The sequence below is a fragment of the Paenibacillus sp. J45TS6 genome (assembly GCF_018403285.1).
GTDB lineage: Bacteria > Bacillota > Bacilli > Paenibacillales > Paenibacillaceae > Paenibacillus.
In genome coordinates, this window is the sequence record NZ_BOSJ01000008.1 from 142,194 (window position 1) to 160,817 (window position 18,624).

The 18,624-nt window shown below is 40.1% G+C and carries 22 protein-coding genes; 16 read left to right on the plus strand and 6 right to left on the minus strand.

Translation table 11 applies throughout. The features are described 5' to 3' along the window. Nucleotides 1–476: 476 nt before the first annotated feature. Nucleotides 477–938 (plus strand): hypothetical protein, encoded by a 462-nt coding sequence (locus KJS58_RS13860; protein ID WP_213533113.1) that lies wholly within the window; start codon nt 477–479, stop codon nt 936–938. A gap of 75 nt (nt 939–1,013) precedes the next feature. Here the strand turns inward: KJS58_RS13860 and KJS58_RS13865 are convergent, their stop codons facing one another. Both KJS58_RS13865 and gpmA read right to left on the minus strand, forming a co-directional pair. Further along, the gene (locus KJS58_RS13865) at nt 1,014–1,229 is read right to left on the minus strand and encodes a hypothetical protein (protein WP_160035944.1); all 216 of its coding nucleotides are present in this window, start codon (nt 1,227–1,229) and stop codon (nt 1,014–1,016) included. A gap of 116 nt (nt 1,230–1,345) precedes the next feature. Continuing rightward, the gene (gene gpmA, locus KJS58_RS13870; protein ID WP_213533115.1) at nt 1,346–2,110 is read right to left on the minus strand and encodes a 2,3-diphosphoglycerate-dependent phosphoglycerate mutase; all 765 of its coding nucleotides are present in this window, start codon (nt 2,108–2,110) and stop codon (nt 1,346–1,348) included. A gap of 335 nt (nt 2,111–2,445) precedes the next feature. Between gpmA and KJS58_RS13875 the strand changes: the two genes are divergently transcribed. From KJS58_RS13875 to KJS58_RS13885, 3 genes are all read left to right on the plus strand, one after another. Next, the gene (locus KJS58_RS13875) at nt 2,446–3,231 is read left to right on the plus strand and encodes a transporter substrate-binding domain-containing protein (RefSeq protein WP_249717319.1); all 786 of its coding nucleotides are present in this window, start codon (nt 2,446–2,448) and stop codon (nt 3,229–3,231) included. A 74-nt stretch (nt 3,232–3,305) separates the two neighbouring features. Continuing rightward, nucleotides 3,306–3,614 (plus strand): hypothetical protein, encoded by a 309-nt coding sequence (locus KJS58_RS13880; RefSeq protein ID WP_213533117.1) that lies wholly within the window; start codon nt 3,306–3,308, stop codon nt 3,612–3,614. A gap of 119 nt (nt 3,615–3,733) precedes the next feature. Beyond that, nucleotides 3,734–3,889 carry a hypothetical protein gene (locus KJS58_RS13885; protein ID WP_201450736.1) on the plus strand — a complete coding sequence of 52 codons (156 nt, stop codon included), beginning with the start codon at nt 3,734–3,736 and terminating at the stop codon, nt 3,887–3,889. A 99-nt stretch (nt 3,890–3,988) separates the two neighbouring features. On the opposite strand, the gene KJS58_RS13890 is transcribed toward KJS58_RS13885, so the two are convergent. Next, on the minus strand, nt 3,989–4,738 hold the full coding sequence (locus tag KJS58_RS13890) for a Crp/Fnr family transcriptional regulator (RefSeq protein WP_213533119.1): 750 nt from the start codon (nt 4,736–4,738) through the stop codon (nt 3,989–3,991). Between the two features lie 198 nt (nt 4,739–4,936). Between KJS58_RS13890 and KJS58_RS13895 the strand changes: the two genes are divergently transcribed. The 7 genes from KJS58_RS13895 to chrA all read left to right on the plus strand — a co-directional run bounded on the left by KJS58_RS13895 (nt 4,937) and on the right by chrA (nt 9,811). Further along, on the plus strand, nt 4,937–5,389 hold the full coding sequence (locus KJS58_RS13895) for a GAF domain-containing protein (RefSeq protein WP_213533120.1): 453 nt from the start codon (nt 4,937–4,939) through the stop codon (nt 5,387–5,389). Nucleotides 5,390–5,524: 135 nt separating this feature from the next. Beyond that, on the plus strand, nt 5,525–6,178 hold the full coding sequence (locus KJS58_RS13900; protein ID WP_283771281.1) for a response regulator transcription factor: 654 nt from the start codon (nt 5,525–5,527) through the stop codon (nt 6,176–6,178). Beyond that, on the plus strand, nt 6,171–7,286 hold the full coding sequence (locus KJS58_RS13905) for a PAS domain-containing sensor histidine kinase (RefSeq protein WP_213533122.1): 1,116 nt from the start codon (nt 6,171–6,173) through the stop codon (nt 7,284–7,286). Before KJS58_RS13900 ends, KJS58_RS13905 begins: the two co-directional genes overlap by 8 nt. A gap of 191 nt (nt 7,287–7,477) precedes the next feature. Beyond that, nucleotides 7,478–7,906, plus strand: coding sequence for a DUF4358 domain-containing protein (locus KJS58_RS13910; protein ID WP_213533124.1), 429 nt, complete (start codon nt 7,478–7,480; stop codon nt 7,904–7,906). Nucleotides 7,907–8,149: 243 nt separating this feature from the next. Next, a complete protein-coding gene (gene chrS, locus KJS58_RS13915; RefSeq protein WP_213533126.1) occupies nt 8,150–8,650 on the plus strand; it encodes a chromate efflux transcriptional regulator ChrS in 501 nt (166 codons plus the stop codon). A gap of 15 nt (nt 8,651–8,665) precedes the next feature. Further along, nucleotides 8,666–9,253 (plus strand): chromate efflux transporter ChrB, encoded by a 588-nt coding sequence (gene chrB / locus KJS58_RS13920; protein ID WP_213533128.1) that lies wholly within the window; start codon nt 8,666–8,668, stop codon nt 9,251–9,253. A 3-nt stretch (nt 9,254–9,256) separates the two neighbouring features. After that, nucleotides 9,257–9,811, plus strand: a complete 555-nt coding sequence (gene chrA / locus KJS58_RS13925; RefSeq protein WP_249717294.1) for a chromate efflux transporter ChrA — start codon at nt 9,257–9,259, stop codon at nt 9,809–9,811. Nucleotides 9,812–9,895: 84 nt separating this feature from the next. Here chrA and KJS58_RS13930 read toward each other — a convergent pair whose 3' ends face one another. Next, the gene (locus KJS58_RS13930; RefSeq protein WP_213533130.1) at nt 9,896–12,271 is read right to left on the minus strand and encodes an Ig-like domain-containing protein; all 2,376 of its coding nucleotides are present in this window, start codon (nt 12,269–12,271) and stop codon (nt 9,896–9,898) included. A gap of 1,029 nt (nt 12,272–13,300) precedes the next feature. Between KJS58_RS13930 and KJS58_RS13935 the strand changes: the two genes are divergently transcribed. After that, on the plus strand, nt 13,301–14,095 hold the full coding sequence (locus tag KJS58_RS13935; RefSeq protein ID WP_213533235.1) for an MBL fold metallo-hydrolase: 795 nt from the start codon (nt 13,301–13,303) through the stop codon (nt 14,093–14,095). A gap of 73 nt (nt 14,096–14,168) precedes the next feature. Here the strand turns inward: KJS58_RS13935 and KJS58_RS13940 are convergent, their stop codons facing one another. Beyond that, the gene (locus tag KJS58_RS13940; protein WP_213533132.1) at nt 14,169–14,618 is read right to left on the minus strand and encodes an Lrp/AsnC family transcriptional regulator; all 450 of its coding nucleotides are present in this window, start codon (nt 14,616–14,618) and stop codon (nt 14,169–14,171) included. 117 nt (nt 14,619–14,735) lie between these two features. On the opposite strand from KJS58_RS13940, the gene KJS58_RS13945 reads away from it, so the two are divergent. Further along, nucleotides 14,736–15,290 (plus strand): cysteine hydrolase family protein, encoded by a 555-nt coding sequence (locus KJS58_RS13945; protein WP_213533134.1) that lies wholly within the window; start codon nt 14,736–14,738, stop codon nt 15,288–15,290. A 246-nt stretch (nt 15,291–15,536) separates the two neighbouring features. Here KJS58_RS13945 and KJS58_RS13950 read toward each other — a convergent pair whose 3' ends face one another. Then, the gene (locus KJS58_RS13950; RefSeq protein WP_213533136.1) at nt 15,537–15,878 is read right to left on the minus strand and encodes a winged helix-turn-helix transcriptional regulator; all 342 of its coding nucleotides are present in this window, start codon (nt 15,876–15,878) and stop codon (nt 15,537–15,539) included. Nucleotides 15,879–16,232: 354 nt separating this feature from the next. Between KJS58_RS13950 and KJS58_RS13955 the strand changes: the two genes are divergently transcribed. Genes KJS58_RS13955 through KJS58_RS13965 form a run of 3 tightly spaced genes read left to right on the plus strand, consistent with a single transcriptional unit; the run spans nt 16,233 to nt 18,594 of the window. Continuing rightward, nucleotides 16,233–17,105 (plus strand): SIR2 family NAD-dependent protein deacylase, encoded by an 873-nt coding sequence (locus tag KJS58_RS13955; RefSeq protein ID WP_213533138.1) that lies wholly within the window; start codon nt 16,233–16,235, stop codon nt 17,103–17,105. Nucleotides 17,106–17,150: 45 nt separating this feature from the next. Then, nucleotides 17,151–17,993 carry a Sir2 family NAD-dependent protein deacetylase gene (locus KJS58_RS13960; protein WP_213533140.1) on the plus strand — a complete coding sequence of 281 codons (843 nt, stop codon included), beginning with the start codon at nt 17,151–17,153 and terminating at the stop codon, nt 17,991–17,993. A 22-nt stretch (nt 17,994–18,015) separates the two neighbouring features. Continuing rightward, the gene (locus tag KJS58_RS13965; RefSeq protein ID WP_213533142.1) at nt 18,016–18,594 is read left to right on the plus strand and encodes an HD domain-containing protein; all 579 of its coding nucleotides are present in this window, start codon (nt 18,016–18,018) and stop codon (nt 18,592–18,594) included. The last annotated feature ends 30 nt before the right edge of the window (nt 18,595–18,624 follow it).

Sequence of the window (18,624 nt, forward strand, 5' to 3'; positions counted from 1 at the left end):
GATTCCACGATATGCTAAGGTTAGTATTCATCTTATCACCACAAACGTTATATTCCAAACCTGCTATAGTAAAGCTCTCTAAAACGATGCTACTTTCAGCTCTATACGAAATTAATACTCCTACTTAAGCCCTCAGTTCCCATCTTGTTTTATGTATGTAAAGTACGATTTATTTAAAAAGACAGCGCTTTCACTAGACTTGTAATGGAGGAGAACCCTATAATAAGCTCAAGAAAGGATTCTTAAAAAACTTTCCTTCTTTTCTCATTAAATTCTAATGTTGCTCTTTCTCTATTCTCATTTAGCAAAGGTAATATGAATTTGTAAGCAAATGAGACATGAAGAAACAAACGTGTTGTTGAATAGGATTCCTGATTCTTAGTGAATTCCTACATTTTTCTGATTTGCGGCGATTCGTTGATCAGCATTTGGTGTTATGTGATTACATGAATTTTCATTGAGAGGGGAATATTATTATGCCTGATAATAAAATTGAAGAGTTTGAGGTAGAAAAAGTATTCGAAAACCGTTTGCATGAGCGTCTAGCCTTTACTTTTAAAGTAAAAGAACAAGAATTCAAAGGTCATTATCATAATGAAGAAATTCAATGGCTTAACCCTAGCCCTATACAATTACTTGATGAGAGTACAGTAGAACGTATTGAAGCAACAGTTCATTCCTTTATGCAGCATTATCTCGTTCTAAATGACATTCAGGATATTGAAATTACACCTGTATTTGAGGATACTCCGCATGAACGTCATAAAATTTGCATTCATGTACAAGGTGAGGATTACAAAGGTTTGGTACATAATGGAGAGATTCAGTGGTTCCACCCACAACCATTGCAGAACCTCGCAAAAGACACCGTTGAGGCTTTAGAGTCAGAAATTCATGAAATAGTAGAACAACATGAACAAGAAAAGAACGTAAAATAAATCAGATTCAATAAGATAAATATTAAAAGAGGAGGTCTCTCTAGAGAGCCTCCTCTTTAATCATGCTATAAAGACTTAAGAAGCACAACTTTCGCACTCTTCAATATGGCCTGAGGCATCCATTATCTTCAGGAGATTCCCTACAATCACATCTTCTATTTCCGTAAATTCGAGGTCAGCAATCCGATCACGAATCGCATCTCTTGCCTTCTCTTCTGATTCGGCAACCCAGCTGAATTCACTTATAAATCCAGTGGATATTAGTTCATATTCGAACAAATAACGGTTCATGTAAGTCCCTCCATTCTATATGATCCTACCCTGATTCACATCATGAATAAAAATAAGATAAGCTCCATTTTATATGGTTCACTCTACCTTGTCCACTTTTAAAAAGACCCCCTAAATTATGCAGGAGGTCCTTTCGTTGTACTTTCTTTACTTATATGTTTTGGAATGGTACCTGCTGGGAGCGGCCCTTCCATACCCAGATAGTAGTGACGAATGGGCTTTAGCTCTTCATCCAGTTCATAAACCAGCGGTATTCCCGTTGGAATATTTAAATTGATTAGGCCATCGCCTTCTAGGTTATCCAAATGCTGAATTAAAGAACGCAGTGTATTTCCATGAGCTGCAATAATAATATGCTTGCCCGAGCTTAGACTAGGCGCAATCCGTTCCTGCCAGTAATCCAGCACCCGCTTCTCGGTATCAAGTAAATTTTCGGTGCGCGGATATTCTCCTTCCTTCATCGCTTGATACTGCGGAAGAGCAGCTTCGTATCTAGGATCATCAAGGGAAAGCTCAGGAGGACGCACATCAATAGATCGACGCCAAGATAAGACCTGCTTCTCTCCATACTTTGCAGCTGTTTCTGCTTTATTAAGTCCTTGTAAAGCTCCATAATGCCGTTCGTTCAGTTTCCATGTCTTATAGACAGGAATCCACATCATATCCATTTCGTGAAGAATGATTCCTAATGTACGAATGGCGCGCTTGAGATAAGATGTATATGCTTCATCAAATACATACCCATTTTGCTTCAGAATGAGTCCTGCCTGCCTTGCCTCTTCAAGCCCAGCCTCCGATAAATCGACATCAGTCCATCCTGTAAAGCGATTCTCCAAATTCCATACACTTTGACCATGGCGGACCAGTACAATCTTAATCATTCATTCCCCTTCTTTCTGGCTATACATGTATACTCTTTACAAATTACCCTATTCAGATTCTTTCATAACTTACCCCGGATAATTCTCTCTTATAAATGAAAGGGAGCCTCCAACTAGGTTTGATTATACTTGACATAAACATTGCTCTGATCCCAAGAGGTATTGTATGATCTTAGTTGTATTTACTATATAATTCCTATTTGGATTCTGTGCCTTTTCAAACAAAAAGAATGATTTCGCTGGTTCCTGAGCCAGCTTATTTTCGAAGTGTCCAGCATAATCATAAGGAGCTGAATATCATAGTAAAGAACAAAATAACAGCACCATTGCTGTTCATGTTCCTGCTTTCTTTTACCATACTTCTCTCAGGATGCAATAACTCGGATTTATCTGATGAGACCATTGATCCAGCAGAAGTATATGACACGGTTTCTGTCATTAAAGAACGCGGAAAAGTAATTGCCGGGGTTCGATTCGATACACGCCTGTTCGGACTAAAAAATTCTAAATCAGGCAAGGTAGAAGGTCTCGATATCGACATCGCAAGAGAACTCGCTAAAAAGATTCTAGGGGATGAAACAAAAGTAGAATTAAAAGAGGTTACTTCCAGCACTCAGATCCCCCTGTTAAAGGATGAACAAATTGATGTCATCATTGCGGCAATGTCGGTTACAGAAGATCGTAAAAAGGAAGTCGATTTTAGCGATGTCTACTTCTATGCGGGTCAATCACTCCTCGTACCAAAGGGCAGTCCGATTACGGGGTTAGACTCTTTGTCCTCCAATACTACGGTGATCGCTGTCAAAGGCTCTACTTCCGTGAAGAGCATAAAGGATAAGGCTCCTGAAGCAAAAGTTGCCGAATATGATGATTATCAAAAAGCATTTACTGCTCTTCAGTCTGAAGAAGGAGATGTACTCACCGCAGATAATTCTATTCTGCTTGGAATGATGCGCGAGGATGCTAATTATGAAATGGTTGGCGGGCTTTTTACAAACGAGTCTTACAGCATAGCCATTCATAAAGGCGACCAAAAGATGGTGGATACCGTGAATGAAATGTTAAAAGAATTAAAAGAAAGTGGAGAGTATACGAAACTCTATGAGAAATGGATTGAATAGCCCCTAGGGAAGCCAATTAGTATGCGTCTCCATGAATCTGTCCATACTTCTAACAAAAAGGAGGACTTAGTCACGTGAACACATTTATGATTGCTGGCTTTATTCTATTTCCCTTTGTACTGAGCGGACTTTCGTTACTATATAAACCGTTGCAGCGCCTGCTGCACTTTATCGCGTTATTCTGCATTTATCTTGCAGGTATTTCACTTCTGCTTGCTGTTTATCATACCAATGCGAGCGGAACTACATTTACTACTCAGGTCCATCATATCCTGCTAGACCCGATGCTGCTTATTCCTGCTGCCTTTTTAGGGATCTACATTCCCTTTCTCATCATTACTTATTTACTTCTTCCTAAAAAAGTAAAGAAAAATACTGATTAATGTTTGCATTTCCAAGGGAAACCATGCATAATGAAATTATTGATAATGATTATCATTATTGTGAGTTATCTACCGTAGATAACCTGCACATTTTATTATAAAGGGGACTTAAGGATAGAATGAACATATCGGCAACCAAAACGGATTTGAAACTTGACGATTACTTGGACCTTCTCAATCTGGCAGTGTCCATTGGCGATGAAAAATGGCAAAAAGAAATTGTACGTAAGTTGTCCTATACTTATCCTTCCAGTAAGCTGGTCTCAAATAAATAATTCCCTTCTATTGTAGAGGAGCTAATCCTCGTTCTAGAATAAAAACATAGAAAAAGACACCAGCTGGTGTCTTTTTTAGTTGCGTTATGATTCGCTAATTTACATCCGGCAAATTTTTGGCGAGCAAAGATTCCCTGCCTGGCAGCCGCATATCTGATGCAGCTCGCTTATTTCACGAACAAGAATCCGTCCCTGCGATACTTCTACGATCCCCTGCTCTTTCCAGCCGCTAAGTGTCTTCGTTACGTTCTCTCTCGTTGCTCCGATAAGCTCTGCTATATCTGCATGATTTAATTTTTTCGTAATCAGAATTCCTTCGGGTGTCATTTTTCCGTAGCTATTACATGCTCTTACGAGTACCGAAGCGAGCGCGCCCGCTTTACCATTCATCAAAAGATCGCGCAGTTTATACTGGAGTATACGCTGTGCAGTTCCCATCAAGCGGATAAATTCGAGGGCCATCTCTCCGTTTTGGCTGAGGTAGACCTCCAGATTCCGAACCATGATGACACCCACTATACCTGCTTCTACTACCTCTGCTTCAAATCCGTGGAATTCGCCTTCGATTCCTCCGAATTCACCTACCAGATCATCTGCCTGCATAAACGAAAGAATAATTTCTTTTCCGTCCTCATTCGTCTTTGTCAGCTTCACCCGGCCCGACTTCATGTAGTACAGCGCCTCTACCTCATCACCTTCGTAAAACAGTCGATCTCCGACATTGATCGATTTAAGCTGCATCAAACCTTGGAGACCTTTTTTCAGTTCAGCTTCCCCTTGGCTAGTCTCATTCCCTCCGCACATGGTCACCTCTACCTCACGTCCTCTTCTGGCTAATACTAATGTCATCTTAAATCGCCCCTCGCTCTTCTAATATCTCTATTGTACTTAATCCCCCCATATTACGGATCAGGGAAACACCTGATAAAAGTGCTAAAATTCCCCTAACTTTCTAATTTGGCTAGGTTCTAGTGACATATTTCACAGCCTGTTTCTCGGAAACGAGTAATCTTAGGTTCATAAATCTAACCAAAGGATGTGATGATGATGCAATGCTTATCCCCTGCAGAAGAGTATATTGTAGAGCAGCTGCAACATAGTCTACATGCTGACTTTACCGCCATCTTGCTCCTCTCGAAAACAGACGGAAAGCTGCATGTCATCTTTCAGATGGGAAGCCGCAGTAAGCGCACATCAAAACTCGCTTTTAAAACAAATGAAGGTATTGCAGCCCCTGTCTTTAAGTCAGGCCGCAGTTTTATCTCAAGTATGAATTCAGAACCTGCATCTCTGCTGTTTCATACCTGTCCCCTCTTACTTGCAGAGCGGCTTACCAGCATTATTTCTGTTCCACTCTTGCAGGATCAAACCCCTGTTGGGATTCTGATTACCGGTCTAAGAAACCACTCTCGCCCCTTTCATCCAAGTGAGATCCAGGTGGTAGAGCGAGAAGCCGATCAACTCTCCACTTCTATGACAAACATACTGAATGTAATCTGACATGGTGAACTATTTATGTAAAAAAAACATTGCTTAGTTCTCTTTTTTCATAAAGATCGGGTGCAGCCCTATTCTAACTGTAGTAAAATGTTAACTACATCACACCGGACCTTGAAGGAAAGGGAGGAAACCATTTTGATTCGTATCGTAATTGCTGACGACCACATTGTCGTACGATCAGGACTATCTGCTTTGCTGCAAGGAAAGAATGATATTGAAGTCATTGGAGATGCAGCAGACGGAGACGAAGCGATAGCCAAAGCAGAAGAGTTAAACCCGGATGTTGTACTCATGGATTTCAGTATGCCTCCTGGCAAGGATGGACTTACTGCAACCGCTGAACTTAAACAAAAGATGCCTCATGTCGGCGTATTGATTCTAACCATGCATGATGATGAGGAGTATTTATTCCGAGCCATTCACGCAGGTGCTTCCGGTTACATACTCAAAAGTGCTCCTCATGAGGAGCTCATTGCAGCCATTCGCTCTGTGGCAGATGGGACTGCCTATTTATATCCAAGTGCAACAAAGAAGTTAATGAAGGAATACTCTGATATGATCCGCCGGGGAGAATCGGATGGTCCTTATGAAACACTATCTGATCGCGAAAAAGAAATTATGGCTTGGATTGCCAAAGGGTATTCTAATAAGGAAATTGCAGAGCAACTTATTATCAGCGTCAAGACGGTTGAATCCCATAAGAGTAATCTTATGGATAAACTCGGTCTAAAGAGCAGGCCTGAGCTCGTCAAACTTGCAATGAAGAAGGGGCTCATGACTTATGACTGATACACAAAGCTTTACATCTCCTTTTCAGAACTATTCTATTGATAAACTAATAAATGAAGTAGAGCACCACATCGAGAATGATACGGTGAAGGATGAAGTGAAAAGTGCACTCCAGGAACTGACCGATCTTAAGATTGCTCTAGATGAATCCTCGATTGTCGCTATGACAGATACAAAGGGGAAAATTCAGTACGTAAATGATAAATTTTGCGAAATATCCAAGTACTCAAGAGAGGAACTGCTCGGACAGGATCATCGTATTATCAATTCAGGATACCACGATACTGCCTTTATGAAGGAGCTCTGGACGACGATCCGTGAAGGAGGGGTATGGCAAGGGGAAATCCGTAATACAACCAAGGACGGGGAATTCTACTGGGTTAATACCACGATTGTGCCGCTGATGGATGAACATGGGAAACCTAAAAAGTATTTGGCGATTCGTAACGAAGTAACGAGGCTGAAGCAGACAGAAGCTGAGCTGCAATCGATGATGACCAAGGTCATTCGGATTCAAGAAGAGGAGCGAAAACGTTTCTCTAGAGAGCTTCATGATGGAATTGGGCAAAGCCTCTACTCTCTTGTAATTCAACTGGATCAGCTTACTTCAAATGAGTCGGTTGATAAGTCTGACTTACAACCTCTGCGCGAACAGGTGACTGCGATTATCGAGGAAGTAAGAGGTCTAGCTTGGCAGCTTCGTCCTTCGGTATTAGACGATCTTGGTATCGTTCCTGCGATCCGTACCTATATTGAGAAGTTCATAGGTTATTATGGTATTGATGTCTGCTTTGAGTGTCACTTACGTCGCAGATTACCTCATAACCTGGAGCTGGCAATCTATCGGATCATTCAAGAAGCCCTGACCAACATCGCCAAACATGCCGATGCAGAGGAAGCGAAAGTCACGATTGATGATCGTGAAGCGAAACTGCTCGTCACGATCAGTGATAATGGAGAAGGCTTTACCGTTGGAGCAGCCGGCAGTGAAGCTGGTGTCGGCCTTTTTAGTATGGAAGAAAGAGCAAGAAGTGTTGGCGGCACGCTGACCATCACATCTACTCCTGGAGAAGGAACAAGCATTACCATCATTTTTACTAAAGAGTAATATCCGTGCGATAAACATAAGAACCAACAAAGTCAGTCCCGTGTCAGATTTAACTGGAGGCTTGTTGGTTCTTTTTATTTACTTTACATACTGCTTATATAGAGGAGGAGATCTCCATTAAAACGGTATCTAAAAAAAATGTTTTTATCTTAGTGGCTGCCATAATTGTCATAACAAGTTTTTATGTCCTAATGCAACCCAAAACAAAAATTGATATAAATAAGTTTTCTGAGTTTTTGCTATCTTCATCGGTTTACTACAAGGACATGAAGGAACTCAGTATTGAAAGAATTGAGGAACATTACAGCGGAGTGACCCTCTCTGATGTTTCCAGCGCAAAAGTTTTCGTTAGCACAGATGGCACTACCAGAGAATTTGCAATACTCGAAGCAACTAGCTCACATAACGCCGATATGATTCAAAGTGCGCTAAGCTCCTATTGCAATGAGCTTGTAAGCAAATATGAAACACAAGATTCAGAGGAATATGATCGCCTGCAGGGTTATTCCATTCGTAGAACAAGAAATTATGTAATTTTAATAATTAGTGACCGCTATGGCAGCGGAAATAAACTTGTTGATTCATATTTTGATAAAATTCATTATGACAAAAAAGAATGATCACTCAATTGATCTAAAGCAATCATTCTCCCAAATATCTGCACTCCAAAACATCAGCTCTTCGGTCCATTGGATCGGGGGGCTGATTTGCTTCACAGATGTTCAACTATACAAATAGAAAGGATTATATTATATAAATGGACAAATCGAGCAGAAATGATTGACTCATCTTACGAAAAGTTATAAATATAGATATATAAATTACGCAAAGTTTGTTTCGAAATAATGAAAGGTGGTCTAATGATGAGTAAAGATCGGATAGATCAGGTTTTCTCACCTGAGATCCCCCGCATGCATAACCTCGATGAGATTGATCGCAAAATACTAGCAGCCCTGCATCAGAACAGCCGTATATCCTATACTGAGCTTGGTCAGCAAATTGGCTTATCCCGCGTTGCCGTTCAGGCCCGAATTAATGCTTTGTCCGAGAAGGAAGTCATCGAACGCTTTACGGTTGTGATTAATCCAGTGAAAGTGGGTTTATCTGTATCAGCCTTTTTTAATGTAGATATTGAGCCGCAGTATTTGGATGAAGTGGCAGAGAAGCTTGATCAAGAGCCGGCGGTTACTAGCCTCTATCACATGACAGGTCCGAGCACGTTACATATGCACGGTATTTTTGCAGATATGGAAGAGATGGAACATTTTCTACTAGAGAAAGTATACAAAATGCCCGGGATTGTAAAAGTAGAATCCCAGCTGCTGCTCAAACGCTACAAGAGCCGCATGGGCATGCGCTTATAGGAGGAGACCTCAGTAATGAACTTACAGCCTTACAAAGAACTAGCCATCGGAATGATTAGAACTGGTATTTTGGGATACGGAGGCGGACCCTCTGTTATTCCCCTCATCCGCTATGAAGCAGTCACCCGCTATAAGTGGATGGAAGATGAAGAATTTGGAGAAACCCTCGCACTTGCCAACGCCCTGCCTGGTCCGATTGCAACGAAAATGGCAGCGTATCTTGGCTATAAGCGAAAAGGTATCTCCGGTGCTATTGTCTCGGTGCTTGCTCATATCTTGCCATCGAGTATTGCCATAGTTGCTCTGCTCGGGGTGATGTACACCTTAAAAGACTCCAAATATATTGCAGGAATGATCGCAGCGGTAAGACCTGTTATCGTTGTCATGCTTGGTATTATGGCTTATGAATTTGCCCTGAAGGCATGGAAAGGTCTTGGAAAAGGGTTTGCTGTCTTGTTCGGAGTTCTTGCCTTTGTCCTGCTTCAGTTGCTGCAAATCCACCCAGGGATTGTGGTAATGCTCTTCCTGGTTTATGGCATGTTCCATCTAAACCTCGTGCAGCGCTACAAACGGGACAAACAAAGCGATAAAGGGGTGTCATAAACCGTGGAGCAACTACAAACATGGTGGGAACTGTTTTGGGGATTTTTCGTAGCCAATGTGCTTGGTTATGGAGGCGGTCCTGCATCCATTCCACTTATGCAGGAAGAAGTCGTCAATCATTACGCTTGGATGACAAATGAACAATTTGGTGATGTGCTCGCGGTAGCAAATGCTCTTCCTGGTCCAATTGCGACCAAAATTGCTGCGTTTGTCGGGTACCAAGTAGCCAGCTGGCCTGGATTCATCATCGCTACCATTGCTACTGTCGTTCCTTCTGCAACTGCACTCATTCTACTGCTTAGCTTACTTAATAAATACCGTACATCCAACGTAGTAAAAGGAATGACACTGCTTGTTCAGCCTGTCATTGCTGTCCTCATGCTCTTACTGACATGGGAGATGGGGATTGTCTCGATTGAGACGATTAATATGTGGCAGACTTTACTTATTTCAGCGATTGCACTCTTTATGCTTACAAAAACAAAGATTCATCCCGCATTTGTTATTCTCATCGCTTTTGCCTATGGAGCAATCGTCTTATCTCATACAATTGTCTAAAAGATATGATATCTAAGATAGAAAAGGGCCGCTTCCCCATTAATGGGATAGCGGCCTTCTTCTGCTCTTTATATTGTTAGATGTTTACTCCGTAACGACAAGGCTCACTTTTGATTTCTTGCCGGCAAAGCTGACCGTAATCGTTGCTTTTCCTTTTCCAGTTGCCCGTATGGTACCGTCTTTTACGCTAGCGACCGTGATCCTCGAAGAAGTCCACATCGCTGGCTTCGATACGTCTGCCTCAGAACCATCTGCATAAGTTGCTTCTGCTGTAATCTTTACGATTTGTCCTTTTTTCAGCGTCAAGCTCACTTCATCGGTCTGCAAGTATTTGAGTGTATCTACATCGACGGGTACACTTTCTGACTTGCTGCCATATTTAACTGTAATCTTCGCTTTTCCGTAGTCTACTGCTTTCACTTTCCCCTTGCTCACGGTAGCGACTTTATAGCTGTTCGTTTTCCATTCTGCAACGTCTGTCACATCACGTGTAGAACCATCGCTCAGCATTACATTCAGCGTCAGATCTATCGTATCGCCTGATTTCAGAGAAAGAGAAGACTCCGAAATTTCCATGCGTTCAATGACGTCCACTTCTACTGCAATGGTCACCTTCTGATCACCATATTCAGCGGTAATATTGGTCTTGCCCTTGCCGTAAGCAGTAATTAAGCCTTTCTTCCCATCTGCTATACGGGCACTGCTTGATTTCCAGGTTGCATCATTGCTTACATCCTGCTCATTTCCATATTCATCAGATGCGGTCAGCTTCAGTTGATACGTTTCTTTGGAGAGCAGCGCTACGATCGGCACGTCAGCCTGTAAGCCGCTTGCAAGTCCTACTTCTACCGCCATGGTAAGGGTTTTACCTTGATATTTTGCCGTAATGGTCGCTTTACCTGTCTTTATTCCTGTAATTAAACCACCGGATGTAACCTCAGCAATCTTCTCATTGCTTGAGCTCCATTCTGCTTTATCGGTTACGATTTCCTCACGATCTTCTGTGTAAGTAGCGATTACATTCGCTTGCAGGGTTCCGTCTACAGGAACTACCCCTTTTTTGCTTGCCAGTGCTACCTTGGTCGGAATGTCTACGCTAACTGCTGCCTCAACCGTTTTACCGCCATAGGTTGCTTTTACTGTCGTCTTCCCTGACTTATATGCCGTCAGATTTCCATTCTCTACATAAGCAACGCTTTCCTCGCTTGATGTCCAGGTTGCCTTGGTCGTTACTTCTTCTGTTACACCGTTCGCGAAGGCTGCCATCACTTTAAACGTGTGGGTCCCGCCTACTTTGAGTCCAAGTTCTTCCTTATCGATATCCAGATGGCGAGCAACTTCTACATCCACTGGAATTTCTACTGTCTGATTGCTGTATTTTGCGGTAATCGTTACCGATCCAGAAGCATTCGCATACACCTTGCCATCAATGACATCTGCAATCTTTACATTACTTGAAGTCCATACCGCTTTTTCAGTTACATTGACCTCAGTATCATCAGGATAAACAGCCGTTAAATCAATTTGTTTGGTTTCGTTTATATTCATGAAAAAGCTTTGTTCGCTCGCAACCAGCTTACGCGTCTTATCTACATCCACTTCAAGTGTGGTTGTCTTCGTACCGTATTCCGCTGTAATGGTTGCTGTACCTGCCTTGTAGGCTACAATATTTCCTTTAAACGCATCAGCGACTTTCTCATTACTCGAAGACCATACGGCGTCCGCTGTAACATCCTTTGTCTCGCCATCTGGATACGTAGCTGTCAGGACTACTTTCTGTTGGTCCTTTTGCTTTCCATCTTTTAAGAGCAGGGATAACTGCGTATGGTCCATCTCAATTCGTCTGACAACTTCGACGCCAACCTCAATCGTCACAGTTTGTTTGCCAAGTTTTGCTGTAACAGTTGCTGTACCTGCAGATAAAGCACGCACGGATCCGTTAACTACAGTGGCTACTTTGTTGTCCGAAGAAGTCCACTCGGCGATGCTCGATGCATCCTGTTCTGTGTTATCTGTATAAATTGCTCTTAGAGAAACTCTTGCTTCCTCTCCTATACGCAGATCAAGTGCTTGTTTATCCTTCGTTAGTGCCTTTACTTTCTTTGTTACTTTTACATTCACAGCCTGTGACTTACCGTCGTATACAGCAACAATGGTCGCCGTACCTTCGCCTTTCGCTGTAATTGTCCCGTTATATACGGAAGCTACCGAACTATCATTACTAGTCCAGTTTGTGCTAATGGTTACATTGTTAGATTTACCATCACTATTAACCGCTGTTGCTGTCAGTGTACTGCTGTCTCCGATCTCCAAACTTAGTGAATCCGTGGACAAAACCAGTTTGCTGATCTCCGCGTCTGCTGCGGACACCACATTTACGGATACAAGCCCTGTTGTCGTCATGACGAGAACGAGTGCCATAAATGCTGCCATTACTTTTGCCAATCTTTGTTTTATCATGATTTCCCCCCATATCTGCCTGAGTAGTCTTCTTCTTCTTTTGTCGGTTAGGGAACTATCGATGTTTAGATTTTACGCTCTTTTTTATTTATTAATTTGGTGAAAATATTCAACCATCTCCTCATTTTTTTCATTAAAAAGTCTACTATTTTAAAAAAATCTAATAAAAATTATAAATTTGTTTCTTATATCTAACATTTGATGTGTATAATAGCTAATGGTGCCATTTATTAATATCGTAAAAAAGGGAGTTTTCAAAAACATGATTCAAAAACTGGTGTTCTGGACTGTTGGGGCTGCTGTCCTTGTCAGTATCGTTGTTTTGTCTATTATTTTCTCAAGCGGTGTTCTGCCACCTTTACGTTAAAGACAATTCATAACTAGATAAGAGTAAAGAGCAGCGATGAACTGCTCTTTTTTTAATGCTTATTTTTAGCACGATATAATCACCAGAGATGTATAGATATTAATCCATATAAAAATCAACATAACATTCCAAAAAAATCCACATACGTTTACGTATGTGGATTTTTGCTAAATAGATGAGCCAAAACTTAATTTTTTATTCAACTTCTAATATATCTCAGCTTATGAAGGTAACTTACACTGTCATAATAGATAGTATATGTCCCGAAAGTGCATACTTGTCTGTATAACTATACCAACCATATAATACATTCAGTCCCCTGTGAAAAAGACATATAGAAAGGAGAGATATATAAGAAGAACTAGCATAAGCGGGCTATAAGGTGGAACGAGCGAGAGTTTCGCCTCTTATCTACTACATTCAGAACATGTCCCCCCCATTGTGTCCTGTTCTGAATGTAGATGAAAAAATGATTAATAAAGTTTACTTACAATTTGAAATGAGGTTTTATGAAGATGAAAAAGTTTAAAAAGCCAGCTATGCTTACAATGACAGCGGTATTGATGAGTGCATTATTAGCTGCTTGCGGAACCACGCAGGAAGCAAAGCCTGTAGAGGAGCAAAACACTTCTCAACAACAACAACAACAACAAGAGTATGAGCTGAATTTTCAGCAAATTCGAAATGCGACAATTACTTTAGAATACGGTGGTCAAAAGTTCTTGGTCGATCCAATGTTATCAAAAAAAGGTGAATTTGATCCTTTCCTTCCTGCCGAAAGAGATGATCGCAATCCACTCGTTGAATTACCAATGTCCGTTGATGAACTTCTTGAAGGGGTAGATGCTGTCATTATCACTCATACACATGAGGATCACTTTGACCAAGCAGCAAAAGATCAACTCCCTAAAGACATTAAGATGTTTATGCAAGATGAAGAGGATGCTAAATTAGCCAAAGAATTAGGATTTACGAATATTGAAGTTATGGAAGAAGAAGTAGCGATCGACTTTAATGGAGTTGAAATTACGGAAGTAGATGGTCGTCACGGATATGGAGAAACAGCAGAACTCATGGGAAATGTGATGGGTGTTGTATTCCAACATCCAGAAGAAGAAACTGTGTATTTAGCTGGTGACACCGTTTGGTATGAAAAAGTAGAAGAGATCATTGATACCTATACACCAGAAATCATTTTGCTAAATGGCGGTGAAAACCATTTTACTGGTGATGGTCCTGTTGGCAATCTTATTATGGGTAAAGAAGACATCTATGAAGTATACAAGGCTGCCCCTGAAGCAACCATCGTTGTTAGCCATCTAGAAGCAGTTAACCATTGGGGACTGTCCAGAGAAGAATTAAAGAACTTTATTAACGAAAAAGGAATCCAGTCTAATGTGTTGGTACCAGATGATGGAGAATCCTACTCATTTGGAGAAGATGCAGTTAATAACTAGGCACTGCTAGTATATTCTAGTGTTCCAATAGCAAGATAGGTATAGTAACTTCGAGTTATTATACCTATCTTTTTTATACGTGTAACATACTAGACAGTGGATTATGTTTTTTAATGTTTTGTATAGATAAATACATTTTGTAATTCCCATAATTAAGAATTTTATTCAGAAGAATATTCAATTTCTCTTGAGAATCTACTTTTATTTTCACATGGTAACAGCCTTCACCCGATACTCGGTGAGCTTCTACTATCTCTTTTTGTTCATTAATAAAAGATATAAATGATTCGTGATCCGCTGTTTTTATATAAATAATGATAAATGCGGTATAAGAGAACCCTAATTTCATTTCATCTACGATTAGAGAGTAGGCTTCAATTACACCACTTTGCTCCATTTTTTTAATGCGATTCCCTACTGCTTGTCCCGTCATATGGATTTGCGCTCCTAGGTCCTTCCATTGAATACGTGAGTTTTCGGATAGTAACCGGAGGATCTGAACATCGATGTTATCAAGTTCCATAGTAACTTCCTTTCATCATGAAATTATTAGATATCAAAGTTTTTCATCAAAGTATCGATAAAAATCATGAACTTATTTATCATTGATTATACTTAAACTATTAACGAGGTGGAAAAAATGAGCACAGCTTTAATTATTGTAGATATCCAAAATGATTATTTTCCAAATGGAAATATGGAATTAAGTAACCCTGAGAAAGCAGCAGCGAATGCAGCTAAAATCCTGGAGTGGTTCAGACAAAATAACAAAGATCACATTTTTCATGTTCAACATGTCGCAGGTGACCCAGGGTTAGGCTTCTTTCTACCGGATACAGAGGGAGTTAAAATTCATGAATCTGTTCAACCATCGGAACACGAAAGTATCATCATCAAACATTTCCCTAACAGCTTCTTAAATACAGAATTAGAACAACAATTAAAAGAAAAAGGAATTACCAAGCTAGTCGTTGTAGGTATGATGACACATATGTGCATTGATGCAACAGTTAGAGCTGCCGTAGATCTAGGCTATGAAACTACACTCATTGAAGATGCTTGTGCTACAAAAGAATTATCATATCAAGATAAAATCGTACCTGCTGAACAAGTTCATTATGCGTTTGTCGGCGCTCTTAACGGTATGTACTGCAATGTAGTTTCGACTGCGGACTTCCTGAAACTGAACAACTAATTAATCATTTAAAAAAGTGATTAAAAGAATGCACCTTCTCTGTTAGGTAAACATAAGACCTAACTGGACGATCGCTGTGAACAGCCCGTCTAGTTAGGTCTTTTTTGACCTTTGATTCATACAAAAAGCACCCTAATCAATTTCAATAAAATTGATCCACCCAGTAGAATATTGGGTTAACCACAGGGCTTTCCAATATCTATTCTAACCGGCACACTTCAATATCTACCTAAAGCTCGATTTTCATTAATCTTCTTTATATTGTTCTCCCCATTGGCACATCTCCTGAATGAGCGGCCAAAGTGTTTGTCCCTTTTCAGTTAGACTATATTCCACTTTTGGAGGGATCTGCGGGTACTCCTCCCGATGAATTAAACCATCATTTTGCATTTCTTTTAGTGTAGTACTAAGGGTTTTATAAGTGATTTTTCCTAACAGACGTTGGAGTTCGTTATAACGAACAGCACCGTTTTGTGATAGATGATAAATAATAAGCAGTTTCCACTTACCGCTAATAATCGATAAAGTGTATCCAAAAAACGGTTCCTTGGACTCCTCTTTATTCGTATCTGAGTCATTACTATTCATATCCACGCTATCCTCCCAGATAGTATAAGTTAATAAGTTATATACGCATTCTTTATTATGTATTAACTATATTATAAGTCTATAGTCTAGTAAAGCGGGTCTCTTAAATGAAGATACATCTTATACCCCAGATTTTAGTATGTACATAGATAGCTTATCAATACGTGAATGCGCCAGTCATACTAAGTCTCATTTTATAATTCTTATTTGTGAGACAACCACTACCCATTTAGATAGTATATGTCTTAAAAGTGCATACTTGTTTAAAAGAACATACGACTTATATAATACACATAAATCCTAGAACATCAGGATAAGAAATTGACGAACCCTATTAGGAGGACAAATTAAATTATGTTATTACAACAGAACAATATAGATATATTACTTCAGAAAATGGAAGAAGCGGATGTGATCGTGGTTGGCGGAGCTGCTGGTATGTCGGAAGCTGCTGGATACAGCTACTATCAGACCGGAGAGTTATTCAATAAGCATTTTAGAAAATTTGCCGAAAAATATGGAATTGAAAATTTATTCTATGGATTTTATCATCCTTTTCCAACAAAAGAGGAACGCTGGGCTTACCTGGCTACATTATATCAGAAGGGTGTACATGAGCTTGAAGCTGGTCAGCCCTACCTTGATTTAGAAAAATTGCTTAAAGGCAAAAATTATTTCATTGTGACAACGAATCAAGATGCACAGTTTTCTAAGGTTTTCCCTCAAGATAAAGTTGCACCGATTCAAGGGGATTCCCGTTATTTTCAATGTAACGATCGTTGTCATGACCAAGTTTATTTTAATAAAGATATGGTTGAAAAAATGTATGAAAACATGGAAGGAACAAGAATACCTACCGAGTTGATTCCAACTTGTCCAAAATGCGGCGGCGATATGGAGCCATGGGTTCGCTCCTATGTATTTTTAGAAGGTACTGCTTATCGAACCGAACTTAAAAAATATAATGAATTTCTCATCAAAAACAAAGATAAAAAGGTACTGTTTCTAGAATTAGGTGTTGGAAAGATGACTCCGATGTTCATTAAAGAGCCATTCTGGAATATGACATATCACTGGCCGGATGCCTATTATATTACGATTAATCCAAACGATGCAATATTGCCCGTAGAGCTGATGGATAAAGGACTTGCGATTCATGAGGACATTGCTCAAGTATTGAAAACGGCTGTGAAAGAGCAAGAAAAACGAGCAGGGAATATCGAATAAGTACGGTTTCGTACCTAGAATCAAGTAATTTAATTGGAGGAACTTATGAAAGAAACATATGCAGCAGTTTTAAGAAAGATTGAAGAAGCTGACAGCATTGTCATTGGTGCCAGTAACGGCCTTGCTATTTCAGGTGGCTATAATATTTTCGCAGAGAATGCGGCATTTATAGAGAATTTTGGTGATTTTCGTGAGAAGTACGGCATTCGCAGTATCCTGCAAGGCGCCTTTTATCCTTTCCCTTCTCAAGAAGAAAAGTGGGCATTTTTTAGCCGGATGTACATGTACTTCTTAGAGAACGAGGAAGTTAGTCCTACAATGAAAAACCTATATGAATTAGTAAAAGATAAAAATTATTTTGTTATTACATCGAATACGGATGCCCACTTTGAATTGGCAGGTTTTTCAAAAGAACGTCTTTTCGAATTTGAAGGGAATTGTCGTAAGTTACAGTGTTCTAACAGCTGTCATGATGATATTTATTCAGGTGATCACGTATTACGTGAAATGGCACAAAAACAGCAAAATGGAAAAGTACCTTCCGACCTGATTCCACAGTGTCCAAAATGTGGCGGTCCGATGCAAATGCATGTAGAAGTTGACCGTAATTTCTTAAGAGATCCATCTTGGCAAGCGAGCTATGATGCGTATCAGAATTTTATTAAGACCGCTCATGGTAAAAAATTAGTGTTGCTGGAACTAGGTGTAGGTTATAGAAACCAGTTGATTAAAGCACCATTTATGAATATTACGAACAACGAGGAACACGCGACATATATTACGCTGAATAAAGGAGAAATTTATATTCCGCAAGAAATTGCCTCCAAATCAATTGGAATTGATGGTGATATTTCTGCCGTATTAGCGCAATTAGTTCAGCTGAAATAAACCTATAGATGGGAGAGTAATTATGCTGTTAGCAAACGTAGTAAACGAGCCAATTTTCCATCCAATTAAAGAATATTACGAACGATGGTATACATTCATGGAGGAAAAAGTCGAGTTTTGGCTGCCAGATAGTGAATGGCATACGAAAACGCACAGTGCACGTGTGCTGTTACTTGCTCTTATCATCGGGCACCAAAAAGGAATTCGAGATGAAGGACTAGATTCCCTCGGTATGGCGGCTGTATTCCATGACACTCGTCGCTTGGATGATGGTATTGATCAAGGGCATGGTAGCCGGGGAGCAGCGTATTACAAAGACTATTGTGAGGCAAGCGAATTACCCTATGATGAAAAAACATATTTTATGATCTATTACCATGACCAACATGATTCACTTGGTTTGTCAGAGATTGAGATTTCCTCTAATGATCATGAAAAGGCTAAACTGCTCTATCAAATTTTCAAGGATGCCGATGCACTGGATCGTTTTCGTTTAGGTCCAAACGGTTTGGATGTGAATTTTCTTCGGACGGAAGAAGCACGCCGACTCGTTGAGTTTGCTAAATATCTCTTACGTCAAAGTAAAGAAACTAAAATTTAATGTCTTAAAAAACGCTGTATAATGAACAAA

Coding starts and splice junctions, on each gene's coding strand:
- KJS58_RS13955 (WP_213533138.1), top strand. CDS start 16,233: ATGTTATTACAACAGAACAATATAGATATATTACTTCAGAAAATGGAA.
- KJS58_RS13965 (WP_213533142.1), top strand. CDS start 18,016: ATGCTGTTAGCAAACGTAGTAAACGAGCCAATTTTCCATCCAATTAAA.
- KJS58_RS13940 (WP_213533132.1), bottom strand. CDS start 14,618: ATGGAACTTGATAACATCGATGTTCAGATCCTCCGGTTACTATCCGAA.
- KJS58_RS13860 (WP_213533113.1), top strand. CDS start 477: ATGCCTGATAATAAAATTGAAGAGTTTGAGGTAGAAAAAGTATTCGAA.
- KJS58_RS13910 (WP_213533124.1), top strand. CDS start 7,478: ATGCAACCCAAAACAAAAATTGATATAAATAAGTTTTCTGAGTTTTTG.
- KJS58_RS13905 (WP_213533122.1), top strand. CDS start 6,171: ATGACTGATACACAAAGCTTTACATCTCCTTTTCAGAACTATTCTATT.
- chrB (WP_213533128.1), top strand. CDS start 8,666: ATGAACTTACAGCCTTACAAAGAACTAGCCATCGGAATGATTAGAACT.
- KJS58_RS13950 (WP_213533136.1), bottom strand. CDS start 15,878: ATGAATAGTAATGACTCAGATACGAATAAAGAGGAGTCCAAGGAACCG.
- KJS58_RS13885 (WP_201450736.1), top strand. CDS start 3,734: ATGAACATATCGGCAACCAAAACGGATTTGAAACTTGACGATTACTTG.
- KJS58_RS13890 (WP_213533119.1), bottom strand. CDS start 4,738: ATGACATTAGTATTAGCCAGAAGAGGACGTGAGGTAGAGGTGACCATG.
- KJS58_RS13960 (WP_213533140.1), top strand. CDS start 17,151: ATGAAAGAAACATATGCAGCAGTTTTAAGAAAGATTGAAGAAGCTGAC.
- KJS58_RS13945 (WP_213533134.1), top strand. CDS start 14,736: ATGAGCACAGCTTTAATTATTGTAGATATCCAAAATGATTATTTTCCA.
- KJS58_RS13930 (WP_213533130.1), bottom strand. CDS start 12,271: ATGATAAAACAAAGATTGGCAAAAGTAATGGCAGCATTTATGGCACTC.
- gpmA (WP_213533115.1), bottom strand. CDS start 2,110: ATGATTAAGATTGTACTGGTCCGCCATGGTCAAAGTGTATGGAATTTG.
- chrS (WP_213533126.1), top strand. CDS start 8,150: ATGAGTAAAGATCGGATAGATCAGGTTTTCTCACCTGAGATCCCCCGC.
- KJS58_RS13895 (WP_213533120.1), top strand. CDS start 4,937: ATGCAATGCTTATCCCCTGCAGAAGAGTATATTGTAGAGCAGCTGCAA.
- KJS58_RS13875 (WP_249717319.1), top strand. CDS start 2,446: ATGTTCCTGCTTTCTTTTACCATACTTCTCTCAGGATGCAATAACTCG.
- KJS58_RS13865 (WP_160035944.1), bottom strand. CDS start 1,229: ATGAACCGTTATTTGTTCGAATATGAACTAATATCCACTGGATTTATA.